This window comes from Mucilaginibacter sp. RCC_168, assembly GCF_041355315.1.
Lineage (GTDB): Bacteria > Bacteroidota > Bacteroidia > Sphingobacteriales > Sphingobacteriaceae > Mucilaginibacter.
Window position 1 is genome coordinate 21267 of record NZ_JBFUPN010000032.1, and the last position, 13529, is coordinate 34795.

Below are 13529 nucleotides of genomic sequence, written 5' to 3' on the forward strand. Positions count from 1 at the left end.
AGAAATGAAACGTTTTTACATACTTATAGCACTTTTTTGTTTTGCACTTTCGGCGAAAGCCCAGTTTGGTGTGGGAGGAAGCGGGCCAACAACCACAGGCCGGATATCGGGTACCGTGATTGACTCTGTTACCAAAAAACCAATGGATTACACTACCGTAGGTTTATATCGTAGCGGCGGCAAATCGCCGATTACCGGGGTGGTAACCGACGAAAAAGGTAACTTTAAACTGGATAATATTAAACCCGGTAGTTATAAATTGGTAATATCATTTATCGGTTACCCGGCAAAAACCATTGATCCGGTAGTTACTACTGCATCAAAGCCTGATAATAAAGTGGGCAGCGTGCTTTTGTCTCCGGGTTCTCACGCGCTGGCGCAGGTTAACGTAGTTGGCCAGGCTCCGCTGATAGAAAACAAGATCGATAAAATTGTTTACAATGCCGAAAAAGATCTTACCTCAGCCGGTGGTAACGCTACAGATGTGTTGCAAAAAGTGCCGTTGGTTAACGTGGATATTAATGGCAATGTATCTATCCGCGGCGATCAAAACGTTAAGGTATTGATCAACGGTAAACCATCGGGTGCTACATCGGCCAGTTTATCAGATGTGTTGAAAACCATCCCTGCCGATCAGATCAAGAGCATTGAGGTAGTAACCTCTCCATCGGCTAAGTATGATGCCGAAGGTTCTGGCGGTATCATTAACATTATCACCAAACAAAAAAATGTATCGGGCATAAGTGGTTCTATCAGTGGCGGTGTTGGTACCCGTCAAAATAATGGTAACATTAACTTAAACTATAATAAAAACAGGTTTAGCTTAGGCATCAACGCAGGTGGCAACTTAACCTGGCCACAAACATCATTAACCACTACCGATCAGCAAATTAAAAACCCGGTAACCGGCGACGTGTTGGTACATAACTACAACAATTCATCAAGCCGTATTAAAAGGCATGGTGCTATTGGTTCTGTTACCATGGGTTATGAATTTAACGCGTTTAACAGCATCAATACTACCTTCAGGCTTAATGATGGTGGCTTTAATATCGATGGTACGGGCTTAAATCAATCGGACTCAGCAGGCGTTCATAGCCAGTATAACACAGCAACCAAATCGCATAATCATTTTGGTGGTTTTGACTGGAACCTTGATTACACCCACAAATTTCACAAAGAAGGTGAAGAATTAGTAGTGTCTGGTCAGTGGAGCCATAGTGTGATCACTACCGATTATACCAGTTTATTTACTGCAAAAAACCCCAATCAAAAAGGTGATAACAATGGTAAAAACAACGAGTACACTTTCCAGGCCGATTATACCCTGCCTGTAAACAAAGTTGTAAAAATTGAAGCCGGTGGTAAAACTATTCAAAGGCGTATAAACAGTAACTACGATGTTTTTAATACAGACGACCAGGGTAATAACCAGATAAGGGACGTACTAAACTCAAACCTTTATGATTACAACCAGAATGTATATGCGGGTTATACTGTATTAACTTTCACCTTGCCAAAAAACTATTCGATATTGGTAGGTGGCCGTGTTGAAAATACCCGTATAAAAGGCGATCCGCAGAACCCTTACCAGGATGCCTTAACAGCTGGGTCGTCATTCCAGGTGCTAAGTCCGTTCAACTCAAGTTATACTACCTACATACCAAGCTTAACCATACAAAAGCAGTTGGGCAGCCAAACATTGAAGCTGTCATACAGCAAACGTATTCAAAGGCCAAGCTTACAATTTTTAAACCCATTCATTAACCGTACCAACGTACAAAGCCAAAGTGTAGGTAACCCTAACCTGGCACCAGAGGTATCGCAAACGGTTGAATTAAACATCAATAAATTTGTTAAATCATCTGTACTTAACTTTTCTATCTATTATAAACACACCAACAACCTGATTGAAGGGATAGCATCACCCGTGTTAGATACCATTAACATGGTGCCCGTAACAGGTACCCGTACCAAGTACAATAATATTGGTAAAAACAACTCATTTGGTGCAAGCTTCTTTGGGTCGATAAATCCGGTTAAGCCCTTAACCATAAGGGCAAGTATCAATGCTTATACTTATGATCCAACTATTTTTCCTGAGTATGCAAGTATTGGTTCAAAAACAGGTGTTTATTTCCAGTACTCAGCATTCGGAAGCGCGTCTTACCAGTTCCCACATAATTTCCTTGCCGAATTGTTCGGCTTTACCAACTCGGCCCGCCGCACTATACAGGGAACTAATCCTGCATTCGGTATCTACGCGTTTGGATTAAAGAAACAGTTTATGGATAAAAAACTGGCTATCGGCTTTAATACTGTGCAGCCATTTGCAAGGGACAAGCATTTTGATTCAAACATCAGCAACGATGCTTTTTCTTACAAAAGCTCAACCGCGTTCCCTTTCCGTTCGTTCGGTATCACGTTTAGCTATAACTTTGGTAAGTTAAGCTTCAGCAACCCGCAACAACAGAAAAAAGGCGTTAATAACGACGACCAGAAACAAGGTGACCAAACCGGTGGCCAGGGCGGTCCGGGCGGCAGATAAGTCGTTTTAGAATCAAGATATAAGAGTCAAGAATCAAGACAACAAAAAAGCTCCCGGTCATATGGCTGGGAGCTTTTTTGTTTTATTATCTAATAATGTATAATCCGTCCGTCATTGAGGTACGAAGCAAAAGCCTCACCCAACCCTCTCCAAAGGAGTTGCCGCGTACACAAGTTGCTATGCTACGTTAGGAGCTACCTGTTTGTAGCAGATCGAATCAAAAAACAAGATTGCTCCGTAGGTGCAACCTCTAATAGCAGATAATCGGATTTGCTATTATGGGATAGCCTCATAGAGCAATGTCATTATTTAAGGATACTCCGTAGGAGTAAAAGCTTTGTAGAAAAACAAACAACTATCATTTAGCATACCGTAGGTATGCAACCTGAGTACAGTCCCTACGGCACTGAATGGGAAACGAATTTTTTCTACAAAGCTTTAACCTTATAGGGGTTTGTAAATCTCTTAACTTAATGTCATTGCTCTACGAGGCAAAGGGTATAAAATTTAAAGTGCTACAAACAGGTAGCTCCTAACGGAGCATATTATCCTGTCGGTTATTTTCTAGATGTGTCCACACTGTAGTCAAGGGAGCGGCTTTTGCTTAGGACTTCGCAACGACGTGGTTTTTATCAAAAGTCTTTGTTCCTTGTTCCAATAATCTTTAATCCCCTCAATGAGCTTCTACATTAATACCGATCTGTTTCAGCAACAGCGAGGCGTTAAAGGTTTTGCATTCACCGTGTTTGATCTTATAGTCAAACAGCATTTCGCCGTCTTTAACCTGTATATCAAAATAAAAATTGCGTACATAATCGGGATATTTGGTTTCCAACTGGGCAATCTGCAGATCATGCGTAGCTACCATGCCTACCGCTTTTTTAGCTATCAGCTGTTCAATTACGGCTTTTGAGCCCAGGTATTTATCAACCGAGTTTGTGCCTCTAAGCATCTCATCTATCAGGAAAAATATCTTAGGCTCATTTTGTACCGCGGCCAGTAACATTTGCAGGCGATCAAGTTCGGCTTTAAAGGTAGAGGTGCTTTCATTCAATGAATCTTTAATACGCATATAGCTAATGATGGTAATAACCGATACCCGCATGCTTTTAGCGCACACCGGCGCCCCGCAAAGGGCCAGCACGGTATTGATACCGATGGTACGCAAAAAGGTGCTCTTACCCGCCATATTTGACCCGGTAATAATATCTATCTTAAAAGCAGTATCCAATTCATAATCATTTGCTATCCGCTTGTTCACATCAATAAGCGGGTGAGCCATTCCTTGTGCTGTCAGCGTATATCCTGATCTGCCATCGATTTCCGGGAAATTCCATTCCGGATAATTAATAGCTAATCCCGCTAAACTGAGCAATGCCTCAAACTTGGCTATCACTTCAAAAGCAGCTTCGAGGCTTTGATTATTCTGGCGTTTCCAGTTCTCAATGGCTATTACCTGGCGTATATCCCACAAAAAAAGCAGATTAAGCACAAAAGCCATGATCATATTCAGATGGTAATTGAGCTTATTAATCAATGAAGCCAGTTCTTTTATTTTGTTGGATGTTTGCCCGGTTTTGAGCTGTTGGGCCAGATCGGTATTATAAGCCGCCTGCCATTTCTCCTCTTCAATACGTTCAAAAACATCGGCGTAATTGGCCAGGGTATTACCTATTTTACCCGCTATCAGATCGGCCTTGGTTATGTATGTGGCTTTTGAAAAGACGAGGCCCATATTGATGATGCCCGCCAAAATGGCCAGTAGCCTTATTATTGGAAAAAACCAGGCCAGCAACAACAGCCCGGTGAACAGGTAAGGTGCTATCCTGATATAACGGTTGAGCCACTTTTCGCCCGGCATATCCAGCGATAGGTGCAGATATTTAAAAAGGTTGGGCAGTTGGTTAGCATCCTGTTTCAGAGCAAACAACAGCCGGGTTTGGATATCCAGTTTCCAATTGTTTTTTGCAGCAATCTCCTGAACGGCGGCCTGCCGGAGAAGGATAGCCTCCTTTGTCGATGGTTTATCAAACCACTGTGCCAGCTTATTGTTACCGGTTGAAGTTGCCGTACGGTTTACCAGTTGATACAGGGAGGCATTGCCAAAAATGTCAAGATCAGCAGTGTAATAGTGTTTTTCGTTGGCAAACCGGGCTCCATCATTATAAATGTTGACATGAGTTTGCATGTTGTCGATCTCATTGAGATTAACCTTTTGCAGATCCTCAAAATATTGTTTCTGGCGCTCATATTTGCTTTGGCGCGACACCAGCCAGGCAAAAGCGAAAACAAGTACCACGAATGCGCCGGCTACAATGCTAAAATTATCAAACTGTACAGCAATATAAATAGCTACCACAATAAGCGCGAAGATACTGAGCCGGAGCAGGGAATAGGTGTTGGCCAGTTTTTTGTATTGACCAGCTTCCTGACCGGCTGCTGCCGCACGTTGCTGATAATCATTTATAATATCCTGTTGCATAATTGCTGTTAAAAAATTTGTGGCTAAATAAACACATATATTTTAAATAAACGTTTATTTGGGAATTATTTAGCTCCCTAAACAGCAAGGCCAAAGGACTTTTTTGAACCCACTCCTTTGGAGTGGTCCGGGTGAGGCTAAACGTTTATTTGTTCAATATATGAAGATCACTTTTTTAACCGTTGGTAAAACAGAAGATGCCTATTTAAAAGAGGGTATCGACAAATATGTAAAGCGCCTGAAGCATTACACCAAACTGGAACTGGTTGAAATTAACGAACTGAAAAATACCAAAGCCCTGAGCGCCGAACAGCAAAAGGCCAAAGAAGCTGAGCTGATACTCAAAAAAGTTACCCCGCTTGACCACCTGATATTGCTTGACGAAAAAGGCATTGAATATTCATCAACCCAGTTTGCGGCTTATATTAATAAAAAAGAGATCAGTTCATCAGCCAATATGATATTTGTTATCGGCGGTCCTTACGGTTTTGATCAATCCGTTTATCAACGTGCGAATGATAAAATATCGCTGTCACGCATGACCTTCTCGCACCAGATGGTCCGCCTGTTTTTTGTGGAACAGCTTTACCGTGCCTATACCATTATTAAAGGTGAGCCCTATCATCACGAGTGACCGGATGTGCAGATTTTAGATGTGCAGATGTGCAAATATGCAGACGTAGACATTATATATGTTACTTCACGAGCAATTACAATGTTTGAATAAATGGAAGATTAGAGCATCATTTTTTATTTGCACATCTGCATATTTGCATATCTGCACATCAAAAAGCCTATCTTTGCTAAATGTCAGCAGGTCACGATCATTCACACGCAGGTCATCATCACCATGATCATGCCCCCAAGCTCGATCATTTGAATACCGCGTTTATTGTCGGTATACTATTAAATTCCATTTTTATAGTAGTTGAGGTAATAGCCGGTTTAACAACACATTCCTTATCGTTATTAACCGATGCTGGTCATAACCTTAGCGACGTAGCCTCATTGGCGCTGGCCCTGCTGGCCTTTAAGCTCACCAAAGTGAGTGCTAATAGTAAATATACGTATGGCTACAAGCGATCAACCATTATTGTATCGTTTTTTAACGCGCTGATCCTGTTTGTAGCGGTTGGCTTTATTTTGTACGAAGCCGTGGTACGCTTTATGAACCCCGAAGTAGTATCTGGTGGTACTATGGCCTGGGTGGCTTTTATCGGTATTGCTATTAATGGTTTTACCGCATGGCTTTTTGTGAAGGATAAGGATAAAGATTTGAACGTAAAAGGCGCTTATCTGCACATGGCTGTTGATGCCATCGTTTCATTCGGGGTGGTGGTATCTGGTTTGATCATTTATTTTACCAAGATCTATTGGATCGATAGCGTAGTGAGCGTAATTATAGGCATTGTAATATTACGCGGTACCTGGAGCCTGCTTAAAGACAGCCTGCGCCTGGAAATGGATGGTGTACCTGCCGAGATGAATCTGGAAAAGATCAAAACCGAACTGATGAAAGGTAAAGGTGTAGTTGACGTGCACCACATGCACGTATGGGCCCTGAGCACCACCGAAAACGCGCTGACCGCCCACCTGGTGATCAAACCCGAATCAATGGCCGATTTTGACAATATCAAACACGACCTGCGCCACCGCCTGGAACACCTCGATATAAACCACAGCACCTTTGAACCCGAGTTTGCCGACGAAAAGTGCAAACAGCCGGAGTGTTTGTAAGGAATGAGTTATCCTGTCAACTATAAAAATATTACTGCTGATATAGATTTTTATCAGGAGCTCGATGTAATGCATAGGGAAGCCGAAAACTATCTGCGTGGTTTTAAGTGGTGTAAGGAAATAAAGAACAGTTTTCTTTATACTAATCTGGGAGGAGTGCTCTGCATTTTTCTTTTCGAGATCATAAATACACAAAGTAGCGAGGACAACTTTTTATGGGTGATGGTTGGAGATTTTCCACCTATGTACCTGGATGTTTATGGGCCAAAAAAAACAAAACATGTAGTTGAGGATTACATTAATCTGGCCCAGGATTGGATTGATCAAGTTAAAAAAGGAATCCCGGTAATTGATTGTTATCCATTTAATGCAGAACCCACATTGGAATTGGCTGAACGCTTGGAAAAAAGAGTTCTGTTTATGAAAAATGAATTATTGGATAATATGGACGATATTTCTTTTAGAAATTGAATGCTAATATGACAAAGCTAAAAGCGCTTAACCTTATTCTGATCATCACATGCGTAGAGATAGTAACATGCATAGCATTTGCCTGGAATGCACTGTCTGAGCCGGGGGGCGGATTAGGGGCAGTCGGGTTTGGTTTTCTCTTTGGGGTTATAATTCTTTATTATCTTATCTATTTGCTTTTATTGGCTCGTTATGCCCAGGGAAAACCGGTCAATCCCAATATCTGGCTAATTATTCTGCTTAATTTGTTACCGGTAATTGGTTTCGTTATTCTGCTCTGATTGGGAGCACAAGACTTACACGTCGTTATTACATAGGTTTTAAATAATTCTTATTAATTTAAGACCATTATTTAAACTACCATGAGCACATCAAACAGACGCAAATTTATAACCACAACTGCCGCTCTTGCAGCGGGCACCATAGCAGCATCAGCCATGCCATCATCAGATTATCAAAAAGACGAATTTCCGGTAGTTCACCATGTATTTTTCTGGCTTAAAAACCCAGGTTCAATAGAAGATCGTGATAAATTAGTAGCCGGTGTAAAAACCTTAGCCAAAATAGAAACCATCAAAAAACTCAAAGTAGGCGTTGTAGCCAGCACCGAAAAGCGCGACGTGGTGGATAACAGCTGGGCGGTATCCGAACTCATGTTCTTCAGCGACCTGGCCGGACAAGCCACTTACCAAAGTCATCCTATACATCTGGAGTTTATCAAAAACTGTAGTCACCTTTGGGAAAAGGTTATTGTGTATGATGCTGTGGATGCATAATACTTAAATAATGTATTAATCATAATGCATTTATTCTATGAAAACTAGACTAGTATATCGCTTTATGCTAATGGTGTACATAATCTGCGGTATGGCTATGAGTTGTTCTGGTCCTGAACCTAATTCCGCATTACGTAGATTAACGGCAATGAATGCACATGAACGTGATAGCCTGCGAAAAATGGTTTTGGCCAGTTATAAAGACACGATTAAAACGGATACGACTGACCTGAAAAATGGAGATACAATAATTGTGAGATTAAAATACTACTGTACCCATGATGGTAAAATAAATGTACCACAGAAGTATCTTAACGTTTATGGGTTGTCCAAATTCCAAACACATAACTTTATATCGGAAGTAGAATATAAGATAAACGCTAAAATCCTTTTTAAAGGCATTGTAACAAAGGAGGATTTCAAGAATTCGTTAAGCAACGAACTTGAGCGATGTGGTGTGTTATCTCAACCCAATATAGCTGTGATTGAGAAACGATTGCTTATAGGATATGATATAACTGTTCCGTTAACCGATTACCATACAGGTTATTTAATGACAGTTGATTCGACAGGAAAGGTATATAGAGGAAAACTGGCTTTATAAAAGCAACAAAGCCCTGGTAGGTAATTACCGGGGCTTTTATATTTTAAAGCAAATGGCTTATGCTTTTTTGGCTGGAGCTTTTTTAGCTTTTGCTTTAGGTGCAGCGGCAGGTGCTGATTCGGCAACTTCTTCAACAGCAACCGGTGTTTCAACAGCCGGAGCAGCAGCTTCTTCTGCAGGAGCAAGGGTTGAATCTGGCTCGTTAAAAAGCGGCAGATCTTTTAACAGCTGATACCATGATATTATTTTTTTCATGTCCGAAGCGTAAACTTTCTCTTCGTCATGATCTGGGGCTACTTCAAAAAAGAATTCCCTTAATTTTTTACCGTCGGCTTTAGCGTCGGGGATGCTGGCAGCACTTTTCATCTGCTCAAATACATCAGTCAGCTTAATATCGTCATCAACCCCAAAAATGGTGATCTCGCTCAGCGCCGCTAATTTAGCAGTCGATAGGTTGGCTACCAGTTTGGTTTTTAGCGCATCAAGGCTTTCCAGCACATAACCATTTTTGTTTTGCGCCAGGGCTTTCCATAAACCTGGTTTGCCCGATACGGCTACAATTCCTTGTAAATTCATATATTTTGGTTGATTAAGCGAGTGGTTGATTGAGTTAAGTAGTTGATCTGTTTTAGAAATTTAAAACCAGTCAACTTAATCAACCACTCGCTATTCACTTAGTCTTCTATTACTTCGATGGTTAAAATTTTGTCGCCCTGACGGATAGCGTCAACTACTTCAACATTTTCAATCACTTTACCAAAAACGGTGTGGTTGCGGTCTAAGTGAGCGGTATTATCGCGGCTGTGGCAAATGAAAAACTGTGAACTGCCGGTATTACGACCAGCATGAGCCATTGAAAGCACACCACGGTCATGATATTGGTTATCGCCGGTTAGTTCGCAATCAATTTTTTGATCGGAGCCACCTGCACCGGTACCGGTTGGGTCGCCGCCCTGAATTACAAAGTTTGGGATAACGCGGTGAAAGGTCACGTTGTCATAAAATTTTGATTTCGCTAATTTTTGAAAGTTAGCAACAGTATTTGGGGCATCTTTGTCGAAAAACTCAACAGTCATATCGCCCTTTTCGGTTTTGATAATCGCTTTGCTCATTTTATTTGTTTTTTGGAAAACAGTTGGCAAAGGTAATAATTTTGAGGTGAAAGGGAAAAGGCTTAAAGCGAAAAGCTTAAGGCTTAAAGCTTTTTATATCATCATTGATATACGGTAATACATTAAGCGTTTATTCGTTACATTTGAATACATCTACATACATAATTACAGATTAGTGACCCATAAAATTGATCAATATAACTCTCGCCTTTCCCTGGCAAAGCTTTTTGCTTTCTGCTTTCTGCTTTTGGCACCTATCTTTTCTAAAGCCGCATCCATCCTGCTCCCGATGGATGATGAGCAGAAAGATCACCTCAAATCGTACGGTATCGCTTTCTGGACTTTGAAGAATGGTGAGGAAGTGGATTGGCTGCTGAACTATCGCGGCGGCAGCTTTATGATGAAGTACGATCAGAAGATAGAAGAGGAATGTAAAGTACGCGGGGTAAGCTACCAGGTACTGGCCGATGCCAAGGTAAACGAGATATTGACCGAGGTAAGCGACCCGTCGGTTAATATGGATGTGATCAAGCTGGAAAAGGCGCCCAAAATGGCGGTGTATTCGCCTAAGAATAAACTTCCATGGGATGATGCCGTTACCCTGGTGCTTAAATATGCAGAAATACCATATGACGTGGTTTATGACGAAGAAGTAATTCGCGGCGACTTGCCTAAGTACGATTGGCTGCACCTGCATCATGAGGATTTTACTGGACAGTACAGTAAATTTTACGGAGCCTATAGATTTGCCCAATGGTATACCGACGATATAAAAGGCCAGGAGGAACTTGCACATAAGCTGGGTTTTAAAAAAGTATCCAAAATGAAACTGGCGGTTGCCAAAAATATCCGTGATTTTTGCGCTGGCGGGGGCTTCCTGTTTGCGATGTGCTCTGGTACCGATACTTTTGACATTGCCCTGGCTGCCGCGAATACCGATATCTGCGAAAGCATGTTTGATGGTGATCCGGCCGATCCGGATGCGCAGTCGAAACTTGATTTTACACAGACCTTCGCTTTTCAGAACTTTACGCTGGATATGAATCCCGTATCACACCAGTTTAGCAATATTGACGTAACCGGCACCCGCCAGGTAGAGCGCACCCGTGATTTTTTTACGCTGTTTGATTTTTCGGCCAAATGGGATGTGGTACCCAGCATGCTCACACAGGATCATGATAAAGTGATCAAGGGTTTTATGGGATTGACCACAGCCTTTAACAAAAGCATGCTGAAGCCCGGAGTAACCATTATGGGCGAAATGAAAACGGCTAACGAAGCCCGTTACATACATGGCGAATACGGCAAGGGGCAATGGACATTTTACGGTGGTCATGATCCTGAGGATTATCAACATGCCGTAGGCGACCCGCCAACCGATCTGAAACTACACCCCAATTCGCCAGGTTACCGGCTTATACTCAACAACGTATTGTTCCCGGCAGCCAAAAAGAAGAAACAGAAAACGTGATTTTGGAGTGAGTGTGAAGTGAGAGATGCCTGAATTTAACTGCGTGCGCGTAGTCTGAAAGAAATAACCCCTAATTTTGATAAATAGATTATGATCCATTCATGAAAATCGCGGAGTTCCCGCACTCACAATGATATCTCACACTCAATTATAAAACGTCCAGCTTACGCCGAATTTGAGAAGGCGGTCCTGTTGCGGATACCGGTTCACGGTATAATATCCCTTGCTCGACAGACCCTGGTTGGCATAATCATACATCAGGAATAAATTGGTGCGCTGCAAGGTTGCCTTGAAATATACAGATGCAATTGGGTACGATGAGAAAGTAACATTTGGTCCGTTATAAAACTGGCCCAAACCAACTGCGTAAGATGGCGCCACATATTCAGAATTATAACGCACATTTATCCCAAAGGCCGATTGTAATACATTGAAAAATGTTTTGGTCAGGTAAAGGTTACTGTAGGTATATATTTCCGGCGTGCGAAGAGTTGATTGATAATCGGTTTTTTGATAAACTATATAGTTATCAAAATGCAGGCTGCGCCATTTTAAACTTTTACCAATGCTTACTTTCAATAAGTTGATATCGCTGCTTAATTGCGTTGGGTGCGCGTCGTTACCGCCATCCTGAGCGGTAAAGTATAGATAGTTAGATATCAGGAAATACTCCACCTTTATATCAAACTTTAAAGGAGCATTGATATAGTTGAAAGATAAACTGGTAGTTTTTTGATTGCTGAAATCATTATGAAAAATATAATGATTGGATATCCAGTTGGTATATACCAGCGGTGGCGAACTATTTTGTGTATAAGCCTCTAAAACTACTTTACCCACCCGGCCGCCTCCGGCAAGGTTAAGCTTGGCATCGTACAAATAATTACCGAAATCACGCCCCTGCACAATCTGTCTGAAATCGGCATCCAAGGCTATGCGGTCACTAAAACGGTAGCCCAGTTTGGCTTTAAGGGTAATATCCTGAAAAGTGGTGTTTTGTACCTTGTCCTGGTGTATATATTTAGCACCATATTGGTTCAATGCGGTATCACTTACAAATTGGGCGTAATGCCAAAAATCGTGTACCAGCCCAAGGTCCAGCTTCAACTCGTTTTTAACAAACTTGACTGATTTACTGCGCAGATAAAAACTGTATGAAAACTCATTCTGAATGTGTGTGTATACCATAGAATCGCGCGACCGGTTATTGCTGTAATAATAATCGGGGAATACGTTATAGGTATCAACACCGCTCTCGATATAGTTATACCTGCCATTTTTGATGTTCAGCGTATGTGCCACGCGCTGTGTAGGTAAAACCTTGGAGTTTTCCTTACCCTTATTTAGGCTATCAATACGGCCCAGGTAGTAAAACTGCTTAATGTATATGCCCTTATCGTTCCAGTTTTCGTAACTGTTGGGTAAACGGACAGGAGCGTTTGCTTTAAAAAATACGGTGCCTTTAGCGCTGGTGAAAACAGAATCGGTCAATATTGATCCGGTTTCAGGGGCTTTCAGGTTGTTAAACGTGGCATTTGCCAGCAGGTTATAACGTTTGCTTTTCGACTCGTACCAGGTAAATATAGCCGCGTTTAAACCGCTTACGTTTTGCCCCAATACACTGCTGCTACTATAATAGCCTTTGGAGCCATTAAAATTTAAATTAAAACCAACGTTCCAGTTGGGCTTAATGTTTTGGGTATGGATCACCTTAAATAGCTGCTCTGCCGAACTGCCAAAACCATTAAAAAGCGACAAGTTGGAGTAGGCTACCCGTGTATTATAATAATTAATATCCTGTGGTTGAATAGTGTAAATGTCCAGAGCATGCAGGCCCACATCAAACCCAATGGTTTTAACAGGTTCAAACAGCAAACTTCTTTGCGACACCCCGGTATAGCCCAGGTGTATGCGTGGATTGCGGGGATCAAGCAGCGGGCTGTAGTTTTCAAAACGGCTTATACCGGTGTCAATGGCAAATGTTTGGGTACTGTCATTAAGCAACTGCTCATTGGTTACGCGGATGAATTTTGAATTGTAAATTACAGAATCATGCTTGTTCTCTTCCTTTTTACGCAGGCTATCCAGTAGTTCGTCATCACTCACCTGCCTTGTTTGTTTGAGTGTATCTCGGGTAGGTAAGGGACGTTGCCGGCCGGTTTGGTTATATTGCGCAAAAGCGCTGTGTACCGATATGCACAGCAGGAACAATAAAATACATTTAAATGGCTTACGTCGCTCAAGAGTCAGGATGTTAGAGTCAGGAGTCAAGATAAAAGCGCGCTCATTTAAACTATGGTGCTGTAATGGCTTGCCGAAATATTTTCT

At 41.8% G+C, this 13529-nt stretch carries 12 protein-coding genes; 8 read left to right on the top strand and 4 right to left on the bottom strand.

Going from position 1 to position 13529, the window contains the following annotated elements:
- The first annotated feature begins 4 nt into the window (after window positions 1-4).
- Window positions 5-2548, top strand: coding sequence for a TonB-dependent receptor domain-containing protein (locus tag AB6735_RS25120; protein ID WP_370998948.1), 2544 nt, complete (start codon window positions 5-7; stop codon window positions 2546-2548).
- Window positions 2549-3221: 673 nt separating this feature from the next.
- On the opposite strand, the gene AB6735_RS25125 is transcribed toward AB6735_RS25120, so the two are convergent.
- The gene (locus AB6735_RS25125) at window positions 3222-3830 is read right to left on the bottom strand and encodes a hypothetical protein (RefSeq protein WP_370999003.1); all 609 of its coding nucleotides are present in this window, start codon (window positions 3828-3830) and stop codon (window positions 3222-3224) included.
- Between the two features lie 1360 nt (window positions 3831-5190).
- Between AB6735_RS25125 and rlmH the strand changes: the two genes are divergently transcribed.
- From rlmH to AB6735_RS25155, 6 genes are all read left to right on the top strand, one after another.
- Window positions 5191-5664 carry a 23S rRNA (pseudouridine(1915)-N(3))-methyltransferase RlmH gene (gene rlmH, locus AB6735_RS25130; protein ID WP_166090694.1) on the top strand — a complete coding sequence of 158 codons (474 nt, stop codon included), beginning with the start codon at window positions 5191-5193 and terminating at the stop codon, window positions 5662-5664.
- A 173-nt stretch (window positions 5665-5837) separates the two neighbouring features.
- Complete coding sequence (locus AB6735_RS25135; RefSeq protein ID WP_370998949.1) at window positions 5838-6767, top strand: cation diffusion facilitator family transporter; 930 nt, start codon at window positions 5838-5840, stop codon at window positions 6765-6767.
- 3 nt (window positions 6768-6770) lie between these two features.
- Complete coding sequence (locus AB6735_RS25140) at window positions 6771-7238, top strand: hypothetical protein (protein ID WP_370998950.1); 468 nt, start codon at window positions 6771-6773, stop codon at window positions 7236-7238.
- An 8-nt stretch (window positions 7239-7246) separates the two neighbouring features.
- A complete protein-coding gene (locus AB6735_RS25145; protein WP_370998951.1) occupies window positions 7247-7519 on the top strand; it encodes a hypothetical protein in 273 nt (90 codons plus the stop codon).
- Between the two features lie 81 nt (window positions 7520-7600).
- Window positions 7601-8014 (top strand): Dabb family protein, encoded by a 414-nt coding sequence (locus AB6735_RS25150; protein ID WP_370998952.1) that lies wholly within the window; start codon window positions 7601-7603, stop codon window positions 8012-8014.
- A 37-nt stretch (window positions 8015-8051) separates the two neighbouring features.
- Entirely contained in the window at window positions 8052-8618 is a 567-nt protein-coding gene (locus AB6735_RS25155; protein ID WP_370998953.1) for a hypothetical protein, read from the top strand.
- Between the two features lie 57 nt (window positions 8619-8675).
- Here AB6735_RS25155 and AB6735_RS25160 read toward each other — a convergent pair whose 3' ends face one another.
- Together AB6735_RS25160 and AB6735_RS25165 are read right to left on the bottom strand one after the other, a co-directional pair.
- A complete protein-coding gene (locus tag AB6735_RS25160; protein WP_370998954.1) occupies window positions 8676-9194 on the bottom strand; it encodes a DUF5606 domain-containing protein in 519 nt (172 codons plus the stop codon).
- Window positions 9195-9292: 98 nt separating this feature from the next.
- Window positions 9293-9730, bottom strand: coding sequence for a peptidylprolyl isomerase (locus AB6735_RS25165; RefSeq protein ID WP_370998955.1), 438 nt, complete (start codon window positions 9728-9730; stop codon window positions 9293-9295).
- A 289-nt stretch (window positions 9731-10019) separates the two neighbouring features.
- Here AB6735_RS25165 and AB6735_RS25170 point away from each other — a divergent pair, with 289 nt between their 5' ends.
- Window positions 10020-11201: an asparagine synthetase B gene (locus AB6735_RS25170; RefSeq protein ID WP_370999004.1), complete on the top strand. Its 1182-nt coding sequence runs from the start codon at window positions 10020-10022 to the stop codon at window positions 11199-11201.
- 144 nt (window positions 11202-11345) lie between these two features.
- Here AB6735_RS25170 and AB6735_RS25175 read toward each other — a convergent pair whose 3' ends face one another.
- On the bottom strand, window positions 11346-13412 hold the full coding sequence (locus AB6735_RS25175) for a putative porin (protein ID WP_370998956.1): 2067 nt from the start codon (window positions 13410-13412) through the stop codon (window positions 11346-11348).
- Window positions 13413-13529: the final 117 nt, after the last annotated feature.